This is a genomic window from Streptococcaceae bacterium ESL0687 (genome assembly GCA_029392475.1).
Lineage (GTDB): Bacteria > Bacillota > Bacilli > Lactobacillales > Streptococcaceae > Floricoccus.
This window is the reverse complement of sequence record CP113940.1, coordinates 250,991-273,291: the sequence shown is the minus strand read 5'-3', so window position 1 is coordinate 273,291 and position 22,301 is coordinate 250,991. Positions and strand designations below refer to the sequence as shown.

General features: G+C 38.5%; 22 protein-coding genes. 4 read left to right on the top strand and 18 right to left on the bottom strand.

All coding sequences use genetic code 11. The features are described 5' to 3' along the window. Positions 1 to 5: 5 nt before the first annotated feature. From OZX60_01465 to OZX60_01455, 3 genes are read right to left on the bottom strand one after another with little or no spacing between them, the layout of a single operon-like run. A complete protein-coding gene (locus OZX60_01465) occupies positions 6 to 881 on the bottom strand; it encodes an RluA family pseudouridine synthase (protein ID WEV45445.1) in 876 nt (291 codons plus the stop codon). A gap of 15 nt (positions 882 to 896) precedes the next feature. After that, complete coding sequence (locus OZX60_01460; GenBank protein ID WEV45444.1) at positions 897 to 1,727, bottom strand: NAD kinase; 831 nt, start codon at positions 1,725 to 1,727, stop codon at positions 897 to 899. After that, on the bottom strand, positions 1,699 to 2,376 hold the full coding sequence (locus OZX60_01455) for a GTP pyrophosphokinase family protein (protein ID WEV45443.1): 678 nt from the start codon (positions 2,374 to 2,376) through the stop codon (positions 1,699 to 1,701). The genes OZX60_01460 and OZX60_01455 overlap by 29 nt, the downstream gene beginning before the upstream one ends. A 119-nt stretch (positions 2,377 to 2,495) precedes the next feature. On the opposite strand from OZX60_01455, the gene OZX60_01450 reads away from it, so the two are divergent. Further along, entirely contained in the window at positions 2,496 to 3,089 is a 594-nt protein-coding gene (locus tag OZX60_01450) for a CYTH domain-containing protein (GenBank protein WEV45442.1), read from the top strand. A 22-nt stretch (positions 3,090 to 3,111) separates the two neighbouring features. Here the strand turns inward: OZX60_01450 and ptsP are convergent, their stop codons facing one another. The 5 genes from ptsP to OZX60_01425 form a co-directional block, all read right to left on the bottom strand. Then, a complete protein-coding gene (gene ptsP, locus OZX60_01445; GenBank protein WEV45441.1) occupies positions 3,112 to 4,845 on the bottom strand; it encodes a phosphoenolpyruvate--protein phosphotransferase in 1,734 nt (577 codons plus the stop codon). Beyond that, the gene (locus OZX60_01440) at positions 4,845 to 5,111 is read right to left on the bottom strand and encodes a phosphocarrier protein HPr (protein ID WEV45440.1); all 267 of its coding nucleotides are present in this window, start codon (positions 5,109 to 5,111) and stop codon (positions 4,845 to 4,847) included. The genes ptsP and OZX60_01440 overlap by 1 nt, the downstream gene beginning before the upstream one ends. A 186-nt stretch (positions 5,112 to 5,297) precedes the next feature. Further along, on the bottom strand, positions 5,298 to 6,338 hold the full coding sequence (locus tag OZX60_01435) for a 3-deoxy-7-phosphoheptulonate synthase (GenBank protein WEV45439.1): 1,041 nt from the start codon (positions 6,336 to 6,338) through the stop codon (positions 5,298 to 5,300). 64 nt (positions 6,339 to 6,402) lie between these two features. Continuing rightward, positions 6,403 to 8,937: a preprotein translocase subunit SecA gene (gene secA / locus OZX60_01430; GenBank protein ID WEV45438.1), complete on the bottom strand. Its 2,535-nt coding sequence runs from the start codon at positions 8,935 to 8,937 to the stop codon at positions 6,403 to 6,405. A 93-nt stretch (positions 8,938 to 9,030) separates the two neighbouring features. Further along, complete coding sequence (locus OZX60_01425) at positions 9,031 to 10,413, bottom strand: Cof-type HAD-IIB family hydrolase (GenBank protein WEV45437.1); 1,383 nt, start codon at positions 10,411 to 10,413, stop codon at positions 9,031 to 9,033. Between the two features lie 105 nt (positions 10,414 to 10,518). On the opposite strand from OZX60_01425, the gene OZX60_01420 reads away from it, so the two are divergent. Then, the gene (locus OZX60_01420; GenBank protein WEV45436.1) at positions 10,519 to 11,484 is read left to right on the top strand and encodes an asparaginase; all 966 of its coding nucleotides are present in this window, start codon (positions 10,519 to 10,521) and stop codon (positions 11,482 to 11,484) included. A gap of 32 nt (positions 11,485 to 11,516) precedes the next feature. Here OZX60_01420 and OZX60_01415 read toward each other — a convergent pair whose 3' ends face one another. The 5 genes from OZX60_01415 to OZX60_01395 all read right to left on the bottom strand — a co-directional run bounded on the left by OZX60_01415 (position 11,517) and on the right by OZX60_01395 (position 16,976). Next, positions 11,517 to 12,503: a phosphodiester glycosidase family protein gene (locus tag OZX60_01415; GenBank protein WEV45435.1), complete on the bottom strand. Its 987-nt coding sequence runs from the start codon at positions 12,501 to 12,503 to the stop codon at positions 11,517 to 11,519. 49 nt (positions 12,504 to 12,552) lie between these two features. Next, the gene (locus tag OZX60_01410; protein WEV45434.1) at positions 12,553 to 14,055 is read right to left on the bottom strand and encodes a carbohydrate-binding domain-containing protein; all 1,503 of its coding nucleotides are present in this window, start codon (positions 14,053 to 14,055) and stop codon (positions 12,553 to 12,555) included. Continuing rightward, positions 14,056 to 14,691: a DUF4956 domain-containing protein gene (locus OZX60_01405; GenBank protein WEV45433.1), complete on the bottom strand. Its 636-nt coding sequence runs from the start codon at positions 14,689 to 14,691 to the stop codon at positions 14,056 to 14,058. Continuing rightward, a complete protein-coding gene (locus tag OZX60_01400) occupies positions 14,684 to 15,451 on the bottom strand; it encodes a polyphosphate polymerase domain-containing protein (GenBank protein ID WEV45432.1) in 768 nt (255 codons plus the stop codon). The genes OZX60_01405 and OZX60_01400 overlap by 8 nt, the downstream gene beginning before the upstream one ends. Positions 15,452 to 15,626: 175 nt before the next feature. After that, positions 15,627 to 16,976 carry a glucose-6-phosphate isomerase gene (locus tag OZX60_01395; protein WEV45431.1) on the bottom strand — a complete coding sequence of 450 codons (1,350 nt, stop codon included), beginning with the start codon at positions 16,974 to 16,976 and terminating at the stop codon, positions 15,627 to 15,629. Between the two features lie 173 nt (positions 16,977 to 17,149). On the opposite strand from OZX60_01395, the gene OZX60_01390 reads away from it, so the two are divergent. Continuing rightward, positions 17,150 to 18,331 carry an NAD(P)/FAD-dependent oxidoreductase gene (locus OZX60_01390; GenBank protein WEV45430.1) on the top strand — a complete coding sequence of 394 codons (1,182 nt, stop codon included), beginning with the start codon at positions 17,150 to 17,152 and terminating at the stop codon, positions 18,329 to 18,331. A 123-nt stretch (positions 18,332 to 18,454) separates the two neighbouring features. On the opposite strand, the gene OZX60_01385 is transcribed toward OZX60_01390, so the two are convergent. Next, the gene (locus tag OZX60_01385; protein ID WEV45429.1) at positions 18,455 to 18,862 is read right to left on the bottom strand and encodes a MarR family transcriptional regulator; all 408 of its coding nucleotides are present in this window, start codon (positions 18,860 to 18,862) and stop codon (positions 18,455 to 18,457) included. 89 nt (positions 18,863 to 18,951) lie between these two features. Here OZX60_01385 and OZX60_01380 point away from each other — a divergent pair, with 89 nt between their 5' ends. Then, a complete protein-coding gene (locus tag OZX60_01380) occupies positions 18,952 to 19,398 on the top strand; it encodes a GNAT family N-acetyltransferase (protein WEV45428.1) in 447 nt (148 codons plus the stop codon). Between the two features lie 134 nt (positions 19,399 to 19,532). Here the strand turns inward: OZX60_01380 and tsaD are convergent, their stop codons facing one another. Genes tsaD through tsaB form a run of 4 tightly spaced genes read right to left on the bottom strand, consistent with a single transcriptional unit; the run spans position 19,533 to position 22,220 of the window. Beyond that, the gene (tsaD, locus tag OZX60_01375; GenBank protein ID WEV45427.1) at positions 19,533 to 20,549 is read right to left on the bottom strand and encodes a tRNA (adenosine(37)-N6)-threonylcarbamoyltransferase complex transferase subunit TsaD; all 1,017 of its coding nucleotides are present in this window, start codon (positions 20,547 to 20,549) and stop codon (positions 19,533 to 19,535) included. Then, positions 20,550 to 21,002 (bottom strand): ribosomal protein S18-alanine N-acetyltransferase, encoded by a 453-nt coding sequence (gene rimI / locus OZX60_01370; protein ID WEV45426.1) that lies wholly within the window; start codon positions 21,000 to 21,002, stop codon positions 20,550 to 20,552. Next, a complete protein-coding gene (gene rimI / locus OZX60_01365; protein WEV45854.1) occupies positions 21,002 to 21,550 on the bottom strand; it encodes a ribosomal protein S18-alanine N-acetyltransferase in 549 nt (182 codons plus the stop codon). Before rimI (OZX60_01365) ends, rimI (OZX60_01370) begins: the two co-directional genes overlap by 1 nt. Then, a complete protein-coding gene (gene tsaB, locus OZX60_01360) occupies positions 21,513 to 22,220 on the bottom strand; it encodes a tRNA (adenosine(37)-N6)-threonylcarbamoyltransferase complex dimerization subunit type 1 TsaB (GenBank protein ID WEV45425.1) in 708 nt (235 codons plus the stop codon). The genes rimI (OZX60_01365) and tsaB overlap by 38 nt, the downstream gene beginning before the upstream one ends. Positions 22,221 to 22,301 lie beyond the last annotated feature (81 nt).

Sequence of the window (22,301 nt, the reverse complement as noted above, 5' to 3'; positions counted from 1 at the left end):
CTTTTTTATATTAGACTTTTCATATCTGAGGGTAAATCACTATCAAGAGTAATTAGCTCCTGGGTCAGAGGATGAACAAATTTGAGTTTGTGACAATGAAGGGCCTGTCTTTTTATTTTATCCAAAGAACCCCCATATAAATCATCTCCTAGGAGAGGGGCAGCTAGGTATGAGAAATGAACTCTTATCTGATGGGTCCTTCCCGTATGGAGTTTGATATCCAATAAAGATATATCAGCTGACGATTTGACAAGCCGGTAACTTGTACGGGCATACTTCCCCTCCTCAGCTACGCATCGTTTTATAATACTTCCATCTTCTCTAGCAATTGGAGCTTCAATCTCTCCTTCAAGGCTAAGTTTTTCTGATTTTTCAACCAGGGCAAAATATCTTTTTTCAATTGTTTTTTCTTGAAGCATCTTATCCATCAAGGAATGGGCAAATCCGTGTTTGGCAAAAAGCATCAGACCAGACGTATTCCTGTCAAGCCTTGTTACCAAATGCACCTTTTTATTCTCATAATTTTGCCTTATTAGATAGTCTTGAATAAAATTTGAAATTGTACCCCTGGGATGAACTGAGCTGGTTACACTTGCATAACCTGCTGGTTTATTAATAACAATAAAATGTTCATCTTCAAAGACAATATCAAGGGGATAATACTCAGGCTCAAGTCTTTCTGATACTCCTTCTGGAGGGAGAGTAACCTCAATGACATCCCCCTTGTCAGCAAACTTTGTTACAATTTCTTCTTTACCGTTTAAGAGGATTTTTCCTCCCCTAAATTTTATTTTTGTAAGTAGTCTCCTTGAAATTCCATTTTTAGCAAGAACCGTTTTTATCTTTATCTGGTCCTGCTCGGCTGTATATTTAAAATTCATCTTCTACCACTTCTACTAGTCAATATCATCACCTATAAAGGATTCCTGAACCCTTCTCCAAAAGGAGCTATGACGATTCCCTAAAAATTTCACTTCCTTACCATCAAGCCTATATTCAATCCCAGCAAGATTGGTAAACTTATATTCTAGTTGATCAACAGTAAGACCATAATCATGAGCCTTGTCCAAGTTTAAAACAATATTTTCCTTGTCACTAACAACAATCGGAGCACCTAGAGTCCTGTAAACCCGGTTATTCAAAGAGGCAATTTCAGCCATCTGCATGACCTTCAAACCAGGATGAATTACAGCACCACCAATCGACTTATTATAGGCAGTTGATCCTGTTGGAGTTGATACTGAAAGACCATCTCCCCTAAAACGTTCAAAAAGAAAGTCTGAAATATAGACATCTGCCACTAAGGTATGACTTAACCGTCTAACTGTTGACTCATTTAAGGCATACTTTTCAAAGGTCTGGCCATCCGCCATAACAGCTTTGACCTTTAAAAGTGGATATGAGATTGCCTTTTCAACTTGTTCGTTGGTTATAGCCTCAACAAGTTCATCTAGCTCACTAGAAAGATAGTCTGTATAAAAACCCAAATGACCTGTATGAACTCCAACAAAGCGAACCTTATCTAAATGCCTTTCATAAATATGAACAGCCTGTAAGAAGGTACCATCTCCTCCAATTGAAATAACTATATCCGGATGCTTGGAATCAACTTGGACATGACGACATCTTAGTTTTTGAGTAATCTGTCTTTCTAACTCCTTTGATTCCTCAGAGCCACTTGAGACAATCGCTACCCTTTTACCATCTGTAATATTCATCATTGTCATCACTATTACCTACTCCGTCATTTAATTTACTTGCTGGGGGATTAAAAAGCAACTGGGCCTCTTGAATTTCTTCCCGAATCTCACTCATCTCCTGGTCAAGATCATAGGCAATTTTTGCTGTTTTGGCAATTCTTTCCTTAAGTTCCTTAGGAAACTCACCCTGGTACTTGTAATTCAAAGAGTGCTCAATGGTAGCCCAAAAATTCATGGCAAGCGTTCTAATTTGAATCTCTGCAAGAATTACCTTATGCCCATTTATGGTTTCGGCTGGGTATTCAATAACGACATGATAGCTTCTATAGCCACTTGCCTTCTGATTTTTTATGTAGTCCCTTTCCTGAATAATAGTAAAATCTTTTCTCTTTCGTAAAAGTTCAAGAACTTCTTCCACATCTTCAACAAATTGAACCATAATCCGAATACCAGCTATATCTTGCATTTCATGGTCTAAATTTTCTTTTTTAACCCCTCTTAACTTGGCCTTTTTGATGATACTCTCAACAGGTTTAACCCGGCCCGTTACAAATTCTATCGGAGAGTGCATGTTTTTCTTCTGAAATTGTTTTCTCATCCCCCTTAATTTTATCTTAAGTTCGCCAACAGTTTGGACATAAGGATCCAAAAATTCTTCCCAATTCATATCGCTCATAATCATAAATTAACAATTTTGAAAAAATCAGTAGGTCTGATTCTTAAAAAACTTGCCTCTTCTCCTTTTTCACGTTATAATTTATAATAATTTTACCATAATTTAGAACGGATTACATTATGACCACAAATTTAGAAATTGAATATAAAAGTCTCCTTAGTATGGATGAATATGACCGGTTGAAAAAATATTTTAGTCATGTTCCTCCCATTAGACAGGTCAACCATTACCTGGATAGCACCGACTTTATCATGCGTGAAAATCGTCTGGCCCTGCGAATTAGGACTTTTGATGACGCAGCTGAAATGACACTTAAAGTCCCTCAAGCTATTGGAAATATGGAGCATAACGCTAAACTTACCCTAAAAGAAGCACAAGATATGCTGGATCAGAAAAAAATCAATGAGAACCTGCCTCAACTAGCTGATATCCTAAGCATTTTAAGGGATAATAAAATTGATATCAATCAAATTACGGTTCTTGGTAAGCTGATGACAATCAGACAGGAAACTAAAACCGATATTGGACTTATGGCTCTAGACAAGAATACCTATGCCTCAATCTGTGATTATGAGCTCGAACTCGAAGTAACAGATGCGCGCAAGGGAAAAAAAGATTTTTATAATTTTTTAGCTGAAAAAAATATTGAGTTTCGCTATGCCAAAAGTAAGGTTGTCCGTTTCCTTAAAACTTTAGACAATAAAAAAAGTTGAACCCAAGGTTCAACTTTTTTTATTATGCTTCTGGAGCGTACTCATTAACAAGTGCGACAACTTCTTCCATAGTTGAAGTTTCTGTAAGAGCCTTGTGAGCAAGTTCTTGCATTTTCGCAGTGTCAAGTTTCTTCATCAGGCTACGAGTTTTAAGGATTGATGTAGCGCTCATTGAGAATTCATCAAGTCCCATACCAACTAGAAGTGGTACTGCCAGTTGATCTCCTGCCATCTCTCCACACATTCCAGCCCATTTACCTTCAGCGTGAGCTGCCTTGATAACATTGTTGATCAAGCGTAGGATTGATGGGTTATATGGTTGGTAAAGGTATGAAACTTGTTCGTTCATACGGTCAGCAGCCATAGTGTATTGGATAAGGTCGTTTGTACCAATTGAGAAGAAGTCAACTTCTTTAGCAAATTGGTCAGCAAGCATTGCTGCTGCTGGGATTTCAATCATGATACCAACTTGGATATTGTCAGCAACTTCAACGCCTTCGGCCTTAAGATTTGCTTTTTCTTCATCAAATACCTTCTTAGCTGCACGGAATTCAGTAACAAGTGCAACCATTGGGAACATGATACGAAGAGTTCCGTGAACTGAAGCGCGTAGTAGAGCACGGATTTGTGTACGGAACATAGCATCTCCACCTTCAGATAGAGAGATACGTAGGGCACGGTATCCAAGGAATGGATTCATTTCATGTGGAAGATCAAAATAAGGAAGTTCCTTGTCTCCACCGATATCCATTGTACGGACCACAACAGGTTTTCCGTTCATGCCTTCAAGTACAGCCTTGTATGCTTCGTACTGCTCATCTTCTGTTGGGAAGTCTTTTGAATCCATGTATAGGAATTCAGTACGGTAAAGTCCAATAGCTTCAGCACCATTGTCGTTAGCACCTGTAACATCTTTAGGAGTACCGATGTTTGCAGCTAGCTCAAAGTGTTTACCATCTGCAGTTACAGTTTCAGCATCCTTAAGTTCTTCCCAAGTAGCCTTAAGTTCAGCGTAAGCTTGACCAGCTTTTTTAAATTCAGCTTGCTCAGCTTCACTTGGATCAATGATTACTTCACCAGTGATTCCGTTTACCGCAAGCATTTCACCGTCTTTTACAAGCTCAGTGATGTTGTTTGTTCCAAGAACAGCAGGGATTTCAAGAGTTCTTGCCATAATAGCAGAGTGACTTGTACGTCCACCGATGTTTGTAATAAATGCTTTAACAAATTTACGGTCAAGTTGGGCTGTATCTGATGGTGTAAGGTCGTGGGCAATTACAACAACCTCTTCATTAATCATAGCTGGGCTAGGAAGTTTAACACCTAAAAGGTTTGCAAGAACACGTTTTGCAACGTCACGAATATCAGCAGCTCTTTCTTGCATGTATGGGTTATCATCCATGTTTTCAAAAAGAGTTACAAACATATCAGTAACTTCTTTAAGGGCATCTTCAGCGTTTGTTTTTTTAGCGCGAATTGTTTCCTTAATTTGACCAATCATTTCAGGGTCTGAAAGAACCATTAAGTGGGCATCAAATACTGATGCAGCTTCTTCACCAAGGCTTGATACTGCTTTATCACGGATAGCTTGAAGCTCGCTTTGACTTGCAGCAAGTGCTGCGTCTAAGCGAGCTTCTTCGTTGTCAGTATTTTCGACAGTTACTGCCTCAAATGACAAATCCGGTTGAATAAGTAGATAAGCCTTTGCTACTGCTACACCATCACTGGCAGCAATACCTTTAAGCATTTTCGACATTATTCAGCAAGACCTTCTTTCTCCATTGTTTCAGCGATTGCTGCGATTGCATCGTCAGCATCAGCACCTTCAGCAGTGATAGTAACGTCAGCACCTTGACCAACACCTAGGCTCATTACACCCATAATTGATTTTAAGTTTACTGCTTTACCTTTATAGTCAAGGTTGATATCGCTTGCGAATTTGCTAGCTGTTTGAACTAATAAAGTTGCAGGACGTGCGTGGATTCCTGTTTCTGCTACAATGTGAAATTCTTTTGATGCCATTTTGTATTCTCCTTCGAATTATCTAAATTAATTTATGAAAAAATTAACATTTTTCCACCCGGGGTAACCCCTTACAATAAAAATTCTAACATAAACCAGTTTAATATGCAATTAATTCTCCATATATAATTCTTTATCTGTGAATATCCTGCAAATATTACTTTTTTCTACAAAAAAAGTAGAAGCTTAAGCTTCTACTCCTCCTTCAGTCTTGAATATTTCTTTAATCAAGGCTTCTGTTTTATCCCAGCCTAAGCATGGGTCAGTGATTGATTTTCCGAATACTTCTGGACTGTCCTGACGTCCATCTTCCAAGTAACTTTCAATCATAAATCCGCGAACACTTTTCTTAATTTTTTCATTCCACTCACGGTTAATTAAAGTTTGACGGACAATCCTAATTTGCTCCATGAATTGTTTTCCACTATTGTCATGGTTAGTATCCACAACAATAAATGGATTCTTAAGATTCATTTTTTCATACATTTCAATTGTACGAAGAAGGTTGTCATAGTAGTAGTTTGGTAGGTATTTACCTTCTTCGGTAACTGCACCACGTAAGATAACGTGGGCCATGTCATTTCCTGATGTTTCAACTTCTGAACCAGTGAAGAGGAAGTTTTGAGGTTGTTGGGCCGCATAAACCCCATTGAAAAGAACTGAAAGATTACCACTAGTTGGATTTTTCATCCCAACTGGCACATCAATACCACTAGCTACAAAGCGGTGTTGTTGGTCCTCAACACTTCTTGCTCCGACTGCGATATAGCTTACAAGATCATCAACTAACTCTAGATTTTCTGGATAAAGCATCTCATCTGCTGTTGTAAGGCCAGTTTCTTTAATAACCTTATAGTGAAGATCACGAACAGCTTTAATACCATTTAATAGGTCAGGAAGTCCCATGCTATTAGGTTGGTGAATTAGACCCTTATAACCGTCTCCATTAGTTCTTGGTTTTGCAGTATAAACGCGCATAACCATAAAAATCTTATCCTTAACTTCTTCCTGAAGTTTAGCAAGGCGACGAGCGTACTCTAGCACGGCTTTTTCATTATCACTTGAACATGGTCCAATGATTAAAAGCAAACGGTCATCTTCTCCCCTAATAATAGCTTCAAGTTCCTTGTCCCTTTGTTTTTTATTTTCAAGGGCCTGGCCTTCAAGTTGACCCAACTGCCTGACTTCTTCAACATTAATCGCTTGACTTAATTTTTTAAATGACATAAATTACCCTACCTTTTAAATCTTTCTTATCTTTTTCTATTTGTAACTACCAGTAATGCTAAGATTACATGTTACGTCCGTGGCAGTTTTTAAATTTCTTACCACTACCACATGGACATGGATCATTTCTTTTAACATGAGAAAAGTCAATTTCTTCTTCTGACTTAGGTCCATCATTATCAACAAGTAGATTTTCTTGAGATGCAGTTGTTCTTGCTACCTGCTCTTGCTCCCTTGGTGCTTCTTGATGGATTTGTGCCTTCATCATCAGGCGAGTTACTTCAAACTCAATTGAGCCAATCATGTCGTTAAACATGGTATAACTTTCAGTTTGATATTCAACTAGTGGGTTATTTTGGGCATAACCCCTTAGTCCAACTGATTGTCGCATTTGGTCGAGAGCGTCAATATGGTCAGCCCATTTACCATCAACAACTCTCAGGATAACAGCCTTTTGGAAACGTAATCTTTGCTCAGGATCCACAAGTTTTTCCATCTGGCTGGCATAGTGTTCTTTTACCTTTTTGAAGAGCAGATCATTAATTTCGGCTGCTGTTTTTCCTTCTAACTCTTCCCTTGTAATCATATCTTCTGGAAGAAGGGAATTTTTTGCAAAGTCATAAATTCCTTCAACAGCTTCTGAACTTACTTCCTTGGTTCCTAAGGTTTGACCTTCAACCTCCCTATCAATGGTACGTTTGAACATACCAAGTAGAGCTGAGCTTAAGTCGTCACTAGCAGTCATAACTTCTTTTCTTTGACGGTAAATAATTTCCCTCTGCTCACGCATGACGTCATCATATTGAAGGACTTGTTTACGTGAATCGTAGTTGTTTCCTTCAACCCGTTTTTGACTTGACTCAACCTGGCGAGTAATCAGACGTGATTCAATGACAGCATCTTCTTCTGCAAGATTCATACTTTCAAGAAAGGCTGAAACACGCTCACTACCAAAACGGCGCATAAGTTCATCTTCAAGGGATAGGTAGAATTTAGATTCACCTGGATCTCCCTGACGACCACTACGACCACGAAGCTGGTTATCGATACGGCGTGATTCATGGCGTTCAGTACCGATTACGGCAAGGCCACCTAGTTCACGAACACCTGCACCAAGTTTAATATCAGTACCACGGCCGGCCATATTGGTTGCAATAGTAACTGCTCCCTTTTGACCCGCATTCATGATAATTTCAGCTTCCTTGAAGTGATTTTTCGCATTTAAAACTTCATGAGGAATACCAGCTTTGGTCAAACTGTTTGAAATAATTTCACTGGTTTCAACCCCAACTGTCCCGATAAGAATCGGTTGACCATTGTGGTGACGTTCCTTAACCTCTTCTACGACAGCTCTGAATTTTGAATCAACTGTTGGATATAGAACATCGTGGTGGTCAATACGTTGAATTGGCTTATTAGTAGGGATTGGAACAATCTGCATATTGTAAATTTCCCTGAACTCCTCAGCCTCAGTTTTGGCAGTACCTGTCATCCCTGCAAGTTTTTTATACATCCTAAAGAAGTTCTGATAGGTAATTGAAGCCATTGTTTTTGACTCATCCTGGATAGGAACTTGTTCTTTGGCTTCAATAGCCTGGTGTAGACCGTCAGAATATCTGCGTCCTTCCATGGCACGACCTGTAAATTGGTCCACGATAAGAACCTCTTGATTGGCGTCTACCATATAGTCAAGGTCACGAATCATGATGTAATTAGCACGAAGGGCATTGTCAATATAGTGAGTTAAGGCTGCATTTTCAAGATCATAAAGATTTTCTAAATCAAAATAGCTTTCGGCCTTGTCAATTCCGCTTTCAGCAAGGGAAATTGTTTTTGACTGTAAATCAATTGTATAATCTTCATCCGCAAGAGATTTAACAAACATATCTGCTCTTGTATAAAGGGCACTTGATCCTTCAGCTTGACCAGAAATAATTAGAGGTGTTCTCGCCTCGTCAATTAAAATTGAGTCAACCTCATCAACTAGGGCAAAGTTTAAATCCCTTTGAACTAGCTCTTCAGTCTGAGTTACCATGTTATCACGAAGGTAGTCAAAACCTAGTTCAGAGTTAGTTGAATAAGTTATATCACAGGCATAGGCTTCCCTTTTTTCTTCCGCAGACTTAGAATTAAGGTTAATCCCAACTGATAGCCCTAGCCAGTTATAAAGCTCACCCATTTCTAAGGCGTCACGAGTTGATAGGTATTCATTAACTGTTACAACATGCACACCTTCGCCACTTAAGGCATTCAAATAAACTGGCATGGTCGCAGTTAGGGTTTTTCCTTCACCAGTACGCATCTCTGGTACGTCCCCGTTATGAAGAACAATTCCCCCCATGATTTGAACATGATAAGGATAGAGTCCAAGTACACGCTTAGCCCCTTCACGAACAACGGCAAACGCCTCAGGAAGCAAATCATCAAGACTTTCACCGTTTTGATAACGCTTGCGTAGAATTGATGTTTTAGCCTTTAAATTTTCATCTGACAGGGCAGCCATCTCATCGGCGAATTTTTCGACCTCATCAGCCTTTTTATCTAATTTTTTTATTTCACGCTTATCATTCTCAATAAGCTTTTTTACAATATTAGCCATTTCTTCTCCTAGTGTGTGTTACTCGTTCTATTATATCATTTTGATAATTTTTTTCAATGTAAGAAAAAAGTACATTGCAGCTGTAAATTGGAATCAAGCCTTGCCTAAAGCTATATTTATCTGACGTTCCAATTCTTCCTTTATCCTATCTTCAGGAGCATAGTCGTCTTCCCAATTGTCAGGTTTTAAGATTTTGTGGGTTTGGGGATCAAAATGGGCCTTACCATCTGGGAAGATTTTCCCCATGTTCGCCTGATGAACCAGATTAAAGACCTCTGCTGGGTCAATTCCCATTAAAACAAAACTACCATAAGTCAGATAAAGGCTATCAACTAGGGCATCTACTTCATTTGTCATAGTATCACTTACATCTTTTTCCTTTGATGTAATCTTGTCATAGGCCTTATCAATATCTTTTTTCATCTTTTGAACTAGCATGGTAAATTCTTCTTGATTCCCCTTAGAAGCTGCGTATAAAAGTTCAACTAGCTCTTCCAGTTGAAAATCAGCCCTATTACTGGCTTCTTCTGCTGAAAGAACTTTGGGAACTTCTTGCAGGCTACCGTCCATAAATTCATGGAATTTTTTTACCTTTTCAAAATTTTCATCTTTACTTTTCAAACTATCTCCCCTATCTGCTTTTAGTAAACCAAAATGATCCAAAGCTTTAACTATCCCGTCCTGGTTATTGCTAGACGTCACATAGACCGCTTCTTCTTTGACCCTACTACTAGAGTTACCCATGGCAACCCCCCAACCAACTTCTCTTAACATCTTAATATCGTTATCATTGTCTCCAAAGGCCATTACATTTTCAAGGCCAAAAGAATATTTCTCACCAAGTAATTTGATACCTGAGACCTTGGAACCATCTTTAGCAATAATATCAACTGAGTAAGGGTTACTTCTGGTAAAGGAAACATTGGGGAATCTCTCCTTTAACTTTTCTGTCTCATTTCTTGTAGCTACCATTACAACCTGATAGATAGGTTCTTCAATAAGCCTGTTCAAATCTTTCTTCTGAGGAATTACCCGCCTTACAAAATTTTGAAAGGTTCCCTTAACTCCTCTTGAAAATCCTTTGGGAAGCATGTGGTTAACGAACTGGGCAACCCTTGTTTCTCCAAATTTAATCAGGCTACTCCCAGACATACCATTTGCCCCACCAAAGGAAACCTCCCTATGGTTACTAAGAGAATAAGACAAAATTTCCCTAAGACTTGTCTTGTCAATCGGCTCTTTTCTAATAACTTCTTCTGGTGTAAAAATATACTGACCGTTATAGGTCACTGCAAAGTCTAATTTGAGGTCATCCATTAAATTTTTAACAAACGATGGCCCCCGCCCAGTTGCTACTCCTATTAGAATTCCCTGCTGGCGTAGATTTAAAATGGCCTTTTTAGTACTTGGTAAAATATTTCTTGTAGTTGTGAATAAGGTACCATCTAGGTCAAAAAATACAGCTCTTACATCCATTTTCTTTCAAATTCCCCACTAACTTGATTAAGTCTTTTATTTATTATACAATTTCTTTGAATTATTTCACCTATTAATACACATAATACACACAAAGGATTTCCCATGAAAAAAATATTAGTGCTCCACACTGGTGGTACCATTTCCATGCATGAAGATGAGAATGGAAATGTAAGGCCCGATCAAACTAATCCCATGAATAATATCAAGGTTGACTTCCCTGATATTGAACTGGTTGTTGAAGATTTTTTAAACCTTCCAAGCCCTCATGTCAGCCTCGAAAACATGCTTCAGCTCAAAAAGCGAATTAAAGAGGCTTTTATAAGTGAGGATATTGATTCAGTCGTCATCACCCACGGAACTGATACCCTGGAAGAAACAGCCTACTTCCTTGATTCAACCATCGAAAGAGGAAAGACCATTGTTGTAACTGGTGCCATGCGCTCAAGTAATGAGCTGGCAAGTGATGGAACCTATAACTTCCTTTCTGCCATTAGGGTAGCAGCTTCAAGTAACTCTAAAAACCGCGGGGTACTTGTTGTCATGAATGATGAAATCCATTCAGCTAGGTATGTGACAAAAACACACACAACAAACGTCTCAACCTTTCAAACACCAACCCACGGCCCTCTTGGTCTGATAACAAAAAATAGCATCCTCTACTTCCAAAACGACCATGAGGACAAGCATCTGGATATCGATTCCGTTGATGGTCAGGTGCCAATTATCAAGGCCTATGCAGGTATGGATGGAAGTATTATTGACTTACTTGATCCTAGTAAGCTTGATGGATTAGTCATTGAAGCTTTGGGAGCAGGAAACCTTCCACCCAAAGCCTTTAAAAGCCTTGAGCGAATTCTTGCCTCTAAGGTACCAGTCGTTCTTGTTTCCCGCTGCTTCAACGGAATTGCTGAACCTGTTTACAGCTATGAGGGTGGGGGAGTTGTTCTCCACCAAGAAGGAGTTTTATTCAGTAGGGAAATCAATTCCCAAAAGGCTCGAATCAAGCTGATAATCGCCTTAAATGCCAAACTTGAGGGAAAAAACTTTACTGAATACATGGAACATTAAAAACCCAGGGTTATAAAACCCTAGGTTTTTTCTTATTTGGTTACAACGAAAGCATTAGGTATCTCCCTTTCACTTCCATTACTTAATTGGTTAACTAGTTTTCCATCATAGTACATTTCACTTGATCCACCGCCGTCTAGATTAGTTGCATTAACTGCACCCAAGTCCTTCATAACCTCTTGGAGGTCATAAAGAGTAGCACCGGCACTTGATGATGATCTTCCTTCAATGACTACAAAGAAGATAGTCCCGTCACTTGCCTGACCAATAGCTGTTCTAGGTTGGAGTCCTCCTGTTGATTTTTCAGTAACCTGATCTTCTCCGTTGACCAAAAGATATGGTCCAAAGGAGATAGCATCAGTGATTCCAGCCTTGATGGCTTCACTATAGGTATAATTACCAAGGACAAGCTTACCTTCTGAAGTCATTCCAATCATCTGGTAACTTTCATCCTCGTCCCCGTAAAGGAGTTTTCCGTCCATAATAGTTAGGGAATCAAGGGCATTCTCCCCAGTTGATTCAGTCTTCCTGTCAAAGTTAAAACCTGCTGCATTAAGGGCAATTTGATAACCTTCATCCTTAACTGTTTCAGATAGTTTGGTCCCTCCACCAGTTGAGGTTAGGGTATTTACAAGCTTAACAGTTGAAGGATCTTTAATGGTTACAACATATCCTTTATAAGTAGAACCACTTATTTCCTTGATTGAAGTATTTGAGCTATCACTGGTTGATGAAGTTGAACTTGTTGATAGATTTATAGTTGAGCTGTCTGATTTAGTATCATTAGTAACCTGATATTTGGCCAGTATCTTATTTATCTCGTCATCACTTAAAAATGATGTTGCAAGCCACTTGTGACTACTTGTACTCATGGCAGTTTGAACCCATAAGTCTCTTGTGTCTGCAAAAACGTCTGTTTTAAAGAAGGTATATACCCCAAGGACTGCTAGTGTTAGAAGTCCAGCTAGGGTGACTGATATTTTCTTTAAAAGACTTGATTTTTTTCTTGTTGTTTTCATTTATATCCTTTCTATTCCTAGTGGACTTATAGCTTACTTGGCAGTTTTATTAGAAGGGTCTTCCGCCTTGCATTTGATTACTTGCCTCACCACTTGTAGTTATTGTATCTGTAAGGTCATAGCTTTCTCCGTTAACCTTAATTGTTCCACCCTTAGACATATTAGGTGTTGAAACAAAGAGGAAGGCATATGAGTTACTTGGAGTATAAGTTAAAGTTTCCTTACCATCTTCAATGGTAATTTGACCAGATGCTTCCTTATAAAGGGCAAATCCTGCTTGGTCTCCTTGAGTTGTTTGGGCCATACTTGCTGAACCCATGGCTACTAAAGTTCCACCAGTTTGAACAAATTTTCCGTCGAAATCAAGAGGGGCATCTCCGTCACCATGTTGTTCTACGTAGACAACACCGTCTGACATGTTAACATTACCATTACTGTCAATTCCATCACCACTTGCCTTGATTACTGTTTCTCCACCTGTAATATTTACAATTAGATTTTCATCGGCTTCCTCTTGACCACCAGGCATACCACCCATTTGGCCACCGCCTTGACCAGGTCCACCTTGACCCATATCACCACTTGGGCCGCCTTGATTCATTTGGGTATCACTAGATTTACTTGAAGAACTTGAATTAGTATTTTTATTTTTTGATGAAGAGGTAGTTGAACTTGATGCATTGATTCCGTCATCAGAAGCTACAATTGAGTTCTTACCACCTTTAATGTTAATTACCTCAGCTTCAAATCCTTCATAAGATTTGGTTACATTAATTGTTCCACCTTCAATATTTAGAACCTTACCAGCCTTAAGACCTTTTTTCTCTGCTGAGATATTAAGTTCTCCGCCTTTAACTGTGATGATTCCCTTACCGTCTTTAGTACTTGTTGCTTGAAGTCCGTCACTTCCTGACTTAATGTCAATCTTACCACCTAGAACAAGGATTTGGTCTGTTGCTTTTAGGGCGTCTGTTGTACTTTCAATTGAGTAGGTACCACTTTCAATGGTCAAGATATCCTTACTACGAACAGCTGCCTTGTAGTTAGACTTAACACTTAGGCTTCCGTCTCCTGTAAGTACCAAATCATTTTTTGCATAAAGGGTGGCATTAGGGGCACTGTCACCAGTTGGATAATTACTTGAGTCAGTCAGACTATTTTCCCCTTGAAGGCTTACTACTGTGTTTTTAGCTGCTTCAGAATAGATGGCTGGGCCTGAATCAGAGGTAATTTTTGCATTCTTAAGGATAATTACCACTTCTTCATCCTTGGCATTTATATGAATCTGTCCCTTGTATTCCCCAGTTAAAATATAGGTACCGGCCTTTGTAATTTCAACGGTTGAACCACTTTCCTTTGATAGGTCAATGGTTGTTGCATTAGTCTCGTCAACTGTAGTTGATGTTGCAACAGTTTGGACAGTTGATGTGCTGCTTGTTGTCGTTGTCTGTGAACTTGTAGCAGCCTTACTTGAACATGCTGCAAGAAGAAGGGATGTACTTGCTAATAGAATAAAGTTTCTGATCTTACCTGCATTTGTTTTTGTCTTCATTTATAATACCTCGCTATTTTGTGCTAATCTACCAAGACTTACTGGTAGGTTTCCATTACGTACTCTAATATCGTCAATTAATTTCTTTTCGTCTTGAGAATCTTTTAGCTTAACATTATATCTAAGCTCATACAGACTTCCCATATTTGTTGTTTTTACTGAGTCCATTTCAACTTGATAGGCATATTTATCTAAAATGTCATCAAAGAGACCTGGAAAATCTAAATCTTCAGCTATAGTGATTTTAAGGGTCCGTTCAACTGTTTTGTTATTTTCCCCAAATTTAATTGTATTTAGGGTAATAATTATAAGTGCTGTTACTAGTGAAAATACTGCTGCTTCAAGGTAGGCTCCTGTACCTACTGCTAGACCGATAGCCATTGACCAAAAGATACTTGTAATTTCACGCGCCCCACCAGCAATTGATCTAAAGCGGACGAGTGAGAAGGCTCCCATAACAGCAACCCCTGTTCCTAAGTTCCCGTTAACAAGCATGATAACCAGTTGAACCAGAACCGGAAGAGTTACCAGTGTAATAACAAAATTTTTACTGTATACATTCCTATAAGTATGTACCAGGGCAATAAGTAGTCCTAGGACTAGGGCAACCCCTACTCCAGTTAGTGTGCTAAGCATAAGCTTTTTCTCCTATCTCTTCTAATTTTTCATCAAATTTTCTATTTTTTTCTAAGGGATAAATAATTTTTTTATATACATTTGCATATTTCGAATAGCTGGCCTTAAAGATTCCAAGTTCACTTAGGGCCCTGCTAAACCACATCGGATAGCTACCCAGGCTTTTAACCTCCATCAGTACATCAACCTCTGGACTTAGAGGAGTCATATCCTCATCCTCAAAGTCTAATGAGTCTAAATCATATCTGATATTAAAATCAAAGGTTACCCTGAAATCTTCATCCTCTGGTGAAAACAAAGCCCTCCTGTCATAGGCTATTAGGACCTTTGGCTTTAAGGTAAGGTTACTGAAAAGGTAGGTTATTTCATTAGCTATTTGATTGTTTGAATTACTTGAATCGCTACAATTTCTTTCAAGGTTTGAGGCAATATGCTCTAGAGATAGGCCGCCGTAATTACTGGCCACCCTTCTTTTATAAACCACCCCCAAAACCTTCTTTTTTATTTCAAGGTAGACATCTCCATCTATTTTAGGTTTGCCGTAGCTTCTAACCCTAAATTTTTCCTTATATTCTGGTCTTTCAATTGATTTTTTTATCATTGCATAGTCATCAGTATCATAGTAAAGGGAGTAAATTGTATGAAGCCCGTATTGGTCCTCTGTTAGTAAACCCTCGACTGCCTCCCTTAACTTTTTATATTGTTCAAAGGTCATGGTATATTTCACTTCTCTCCTTTGAAAAACATTTTTTAATTTCATAATATTTTCCTCCTTGACTTGCTTTTATTTTATAGGACAAAGCTTGCTCAAAGCTTACATCAAACTTTAAGGTTCCTTAACCAAAACTTTAAGTTTTCTTAAAGTGGATAAAATGAAAATAGCAAAAATTTTTGGCATCAAAAAAAGACAGGTTTCCCTGTCTTTTCATCTATTATTATTTAAGACGGCTGTTTAATTCAGCTCCAAGTTCTTCAAATCCTGGTTTCCCAAGAAGAGCGAACATGTTTTTCTTGTAGGCTTCAACTCCTGGTTGGTCAAATGGGTTAACCCCGTTTAAGTAACCTGATAGACCAATTGCAATCTCAAAGAAGTAAATGGCATAACCTAGTGAGAACTCATCTTGTTCTGGAATGGTTACAATCATGTTAGGTACTCCACCATCAGTGTGGGCAAGAAGTACTCCGTCAGCTGCTTTTTTATTAACAAAATCAACATCACGTCCTTCAAGGTAACCAAGTCCATCAAGATCCTCATCAAGTGCAGGGATGTCGATGTTAAGACGAGCCTTGTCGATACGAACCACTGTCTCAAACATGATGCGCATACCTTCTTGGATGTATTGTCCAAGTGAGTGAAGGTCTGTTGAGAAGTTTGCTGAAGTTGGGTAGATACCTTTTTGGTCTTTACCTTCAGACTCACCAGCCAGCTGTTTCCACCATTCAGAGAAGTACTGAAGGCTTGGCTCGTAGTTGGCTAAGATTTCAGTAACTTTACCCTTACGGTAGAGGATATTACGTAATGCTGCATATTGGTAAGCTTCATTTTTAGTAAGATCGTCTGATGAATATTCAGTACGAGCTGCTGCTGCACCTTCCATAAGTTTATCAATATCAGCACCACTTGCTGCAATTGGAAGAAGTCCTACAGCTGTAAGAACTGTGAAACGTCCGCCGACATCATCAGGAACCACGAAAGTTTCCCAGTTGTTGGCATCAGCATTTACTTTTACAGCTCCGCGCTCACGGTCAGTTGTAGCGTAGATGCGTTTATTTGCTTCTTCGCGGCCATATTTTTTAACCAGAAGTTCTTCAAAGACGCGGAAGGCAATGGCAGGTTCAGTAGTAGTTCCTGATTTAGAAATTACATTGACTGAGAAGTCCTTGTCTGAAACGTAGTCAACTAGCTCAGCTAGATAGCTTGAAGAAATTGAGTTTCCAGCATAAAGGATTTGCGGTGCTTTACGGTCTTCTTTAGACTGAAGGTTAACAAATGAATTATTTAGGAAATCAATGGCAGCACGTGCTCCAAGGTAAGATCCCCCAATCCCAATAACAATTAGGACATCTGAATCTGATTGGATTTTTTTAGCTGTTTCTTTAATACGAGCAAACTCTTCTTTATCATAGTCTACAGGTAAATCAAGCCAACCGATGAAGTCTGATCCTGGACCGGTCCCTTCACGCAGTATCTTATCAGCTGCTGTAACCTGATCTTGCATGTAAGAAAGCTCATGTTCAGCAACAAAAGGAGCTAGATTGCTGTAGTCAAATTTAATATGTCCCATAAATTCCTCCGATTATTTAATTATTTCATCTATCAATAATGAAATGATTTCCATAACATTTTATCCTTTTTCTAATTATATTTCAACAAATTACCTAAAGTTTTTTAAACGCTTTCATAATTAATGAATCATCTTATCCTCTATAAAAAATAAACTTATGCTACAATTAACTTATGAAAAAATATGACACAATTGTAATTGGTGGTGGCCCGTCTGGTATGATGGCAGCCATTGCCTCGGCCTACTATGGCCATAAAACTCTCCTCCTTGAAAAAAATAGGAGGGTAGGAAAAAAACTCTCTATGACTGGCGGTGGACGGTGTAATGTTACTAATAATGGAACACTGGATGAAATCATCGAAAATATTCCAGGAAATGGACGCTTCCTTCATTCAGCCTTCTCGCAGTTTGACAACCAAGATATTATCACCTTCTTCAAAGATGCTGGTGTAAAACTTAAAGTTGAAGACCACGGACGTGTTTTCCCCGCAAGTGATAAATCCGCAACCATTATTGAGGCCCTGCTTAAAAAAATGAGCAACTACGGGGTAACCAGTCTGACCAAGGCTGAGGTGACCTCCCTTAAAAAAATTGATGATCTTTTCGTCGTAAAAACAAAGGATGAAGTTTTCCAAGCATCTCGTGTAATTGTAGCCACTGGGGGTAAAACTTATCCTTCAACAGGGTCGACTGGCTTTGGCCATGAAATTGCTAGACGCTTTGACATACCTTTAACTGATTTTCACCCTTCAGAAAGTCCTCTGATTATGGAAAAACCAATCAAGGACCTACAAGGAATCAGCCTGACTGATATTGAACTTACAGTTGGCAAGAAGAAAATTAAACATGATTTACTTTTTACCCACTTTGGACTGTCAGGACCTGCAGCCCTCCGCGCTTCTACCTTCATCCAAAAACCAACTATGGTAAATCTTGACCTCTTCCCTCAAATGACCAAAATGGAGCTTTTAACCCACTTTGAATCTCTAGACCGGAACAAGGCTTTAAAAAATGTCCTAAAGGCTGATTTACAAGAAAGACTTTTAATCTACCTTTTAGATAGGATTGGCCTCAATCCTCAAACGCCTCTCAAACAGGTTAATAAAAAAGACCTGGAAAGACTGGTTGAGGCAAGCAAGGAATGGAAAATTCCAATTGAAAAAACTTTCTCCTTGGAAAAATCATTTGTGACCCAAGGCGGAGTCGACCTTAAAAATATCAATCCCAAAACCATGGAATCACGTGATATTCCAGGACTCTACTTTGTTGGTGAGGTCCTAGATATCAATGCCCATACAGGTGGCTTTAATATTACCAGCGCCCTTGTAACAGGCTGGGTAGCTGGAACCAACTAAATTTAAGAATAAAAAAACAGGAAATTTATCTTCCTGTTTTTTTGTTTTTATATATCAACATCAAAGATATGACCATCCTTTTTAGTTGCATATGCAACTAAAAAGAGATATTATATAAACATACTACTTCAAATTTATCTGCTCGAGAAGCTTAAATAGTTCAAATACTTGCCCTTCCGTAAGTCTTTCGAGGGTGCCATTTACATAATTATTTTCTAACTGTACTAGTTTCGGATACACTTCCAATCCTTTTTTACTAGAATAGAGTCTCTTATATTTTTTCCCCTCCTCCTGAGAGGTCCTAATAAAACCAAGTTTCTCGAGCTTTGAAATAGCTCTACTAATAGTTGTCTTATCAACCTGCACAAGAGATACCAATTCTGACTGAGCAATACCCTCATTTTCAACTATTCTCAGTAAATAAAGGAAAAGGTTATTGTTCAAACCATACTTACTGGCCTCATGGTTCATTTGGGTCATAGCCCTACGTGAAATAGATCCCATCATTCTGAATACATCAATCTTATTCAATAAAACACTCCTAACTTTAAACAAAAAAATTAAAACAAGACTAACTCACATTATACATAATAACAATTAATAGAAAAAGGAGAAGAAATATGTGGAAAATTAAAAAAATTAGTGAACTCGGTGGATTAGATTTTTATCATGCCCTAAAATTAAGAATTGACACCTTCATCATGGATCAAGAGAGAATTTACCACGAACTGGATGAAAAAGACCTTATAGCCTACCATATCTTTTACCAAGATTCTATCAATAAAGAAGTTTTAGCCTATGCTAGAATTTTTGAAGATGGAGAAGACATCATTCTTGGCCGCGTAGTCACCAGTAAATCTGTCCAAGCTAAGGGTTGGGGGAAAAAACTATTAGTAAATACCTTGGCATTTGCACAAGATAAATGGCCAAACCGCCAAATAAGCATTGAGTCTCAGGAACAGGTAGTTGGATTTTATAAAAAATTTGGCTTCGAAATAGAAGGTGAAAGTTTTATTCACGAGGGAACACCCCATATCAAGATGAGGTACATACATGAAAAAAATTAAAGAATTAATTAAGGTAATAATCTCAGGACTAGACTTTGACAGCATGGTTACTTTTTATTTTTTTAATAAAAAATAAAATCCAATTAACCTCTTTTTAATGAAGCAAAAAAACAGGAAAATAAATTTCCTGTTTTTTATTCTTCAGTCACTGTTTCAAAGCTTAAGCTTGGTAGGGCATTAAGATCTAAGTCTGCAAAGTTTTCACCCTTAAGCTCACAGACAGAAGCTGCTGCAATCATTCCAGCATTATCTCCGCATAGGCGTAGGGGAGGGATAATGACCTCAACATCATGAATCTCCTCAGCCAAGCGTTCACGCAATCCTTGATTGGCCGCAACTCCACCTGCTACAACCAGCTGTTTAACTGGATATTTTTTAAGGGCCTTTTGAGTCTTGTTCATAAGAATATCAAGAACAGCTGCTTGGAAGCTAGCCGATAGATCCTTAACATCCAAACTTTCACCCTTTTGTTCTGCATTATGATGAAGGTTAATAAAGGCCGATTTTAGTCCACTAAAACTAAATTCTAGATTATCCTCCTTAATCATAGCACGGGGGAAATTGTAAACATCAGATCCCTGATGGGCAAGCTCGTCAATCTCACGCCCACTTGGATAGGTTAACCCCATAACACGGCCGACCTTATCATAGGCCTCACCAACTGCATCATCCCGGGTTTCACCAATAATCTTATAGTCTCCTGGCTCCTTGACATAAACAATCTCTGTATGACCTCCTGAGACCAGAAGGGCCATTAAAGGAAATTCAAGTTTTGCTTCAAGTCTTGCAGCCCACAAGTGACCCGCCATATGATTTGTTGGGATTACAGGAAGGTTATGAACCCAAGCAAAGGCCTTGGCTGCTGCTACCCCAACTAAAAGGGCACCTACAAGACCAGGACCATAAGTCACGGCTACAGCGTCCAATTGATCTGGCGTAACTTCAGCTTCAGCTAAGGCTTCATCAATAACAAGCGTAATTTGTTCCACATGGTGGCGGCTTGCGACCTCAGGAACCACCCCGCCAAAACGCTTGTGACTCTTAATTTGACTGGCGATGATGTTACTTAAAAGTTCATCATCATTTTTTAAAACAGCCACACTAGTTTCGTCACAACTAGTTTCAATGGCTAAAATATATGTATCTTTCATTTATAACCTTTCTAGACGCATTAAAATTGCATCTTCTGTAGGATTTTTATAGTATTTTTTTCTCTCATGGAAGGATTCAAACTTAAACTTTTTATAAAGGTTTTGGGCGATAACATTAGACTTTCTAACCTCCAAAAAGAAAGTAGCCTCAAAATCTAAGAGTCTTTCCAGCAGTTTTGAAGAAAGACCCTGTCCTTGAAAATCCGGATGGACAGCTAGATTTGTAATCTCAATCTCCCCCATGAGTTCAGTAGCCGCAAGAAAACCTACGGCCCTATCATCTTTACAGGCAAAAAAATAAATCGACTGCTCCTGCCTGAGATCAGACTCTACCTGTTCAAGGGTCCAAGGAGAAATCTCATAAATCTGGCATAAAATATCATGGATACTTGCCGATACATTTTTACAATTTTCTTCCTTGTGGCTTATTATCCTTACCTGCCTCTTATCCATTATAAATCTCTTCCTAATTCTTTTTCCATTAAGAGGGCATCCGCCGAATCCTCATAATAAGCTAGTATTTTATCCTCGATTACAAAACCTTGGGCCTTATAAAAAGCTAAAGCTTCCCTATTATCAACTCTGACTTCCAGCCTAAACTTTGATATATCCATAGGTTTAACCTGATTTAAAAGTTCATCCAAGAGCTTTGAAGCAAGGCCCTGCCTCTGAAATTCCTTTTTTACAACCAGATTAGTAATATAGACGCTTGAATCTTTAATCTCTAGCCTAAATCCTAAAAAGGCTACAGGCTCATGATTAATCTCAGCTAGTAGGAAGAAGGCTTGGGGATTTACGGCTATCTCAAACTCAAAATGGGAGTAAATCCAGGGTAAATTTTCCCCATAAACACTTCTTTCAAGGGCTAAAAGTTGATAGATATCACTTTCATTTGCAGGTCTAAAGCTTACACCGTCCCTGGACTCCTTTAGCAGAAAATAATCTAACTTTTTTTCCTTAAGCTTAAAGTTTACTAATATATCCCTTATCTTTTTCATCATGGTTTTCAAGCCATTTCTCCTCTGCCTCAACGAGTTTCAGATAATTGGGTAGAAAATTATGAACTTCAGCTGCCTCTTTTTCAGCTCCTAAAAGGGCTACTTCATACGCTGATGGGAGATTTAGTTCTGAATCTCTTATAATTTCAGCCTGGGGCAATTTCTCCTTAATGTCTTCTACAAAATTATCGACCTCACCCATGAAGGTTATTTTCTCTGCCTGAGAATCTTTAAGTAGATCAAGCAGGTTCTCAAGGGAAATATGTTGATCTTTTATAAAACTTTCTCCCTTTAAATACGCACCAGCATAGACATTTTTTCTTCTGGCATCAATTAAAGGAACAATTAGTCCTTTTTCAAAAGATAATCTAGCTGCAATGGCTTGAAGGCTTGAAATACCGACAAGTTCGCATTTAAGGGTGTAGGCTAAAGTTTTTGCAGTCGTTACTGCTATCCTAAGACCAGTATAAGAACCTGGACCTTCTGCCACAGCTATCCGGTCAAGATTACTTGCCTTCATATCTAACTGACTTAGTAAAAAATCAATGGCTGGCATAAGGGTTATGCTATGATTTTTTTTAATATTTAGGCTCAGCTGACCTAGTAATTTATCGTCTTCAATAAGGGCCACAGATAGGGCCTTAGAAGATGTGTCAAAAGCTAAGATTTTCATTCCTACCTCTTACTAATTTTTATTTTTATTCTGCTCAGGTTATCCTTTTGCAACCCTATCTATTTTATGATATTATAAAGA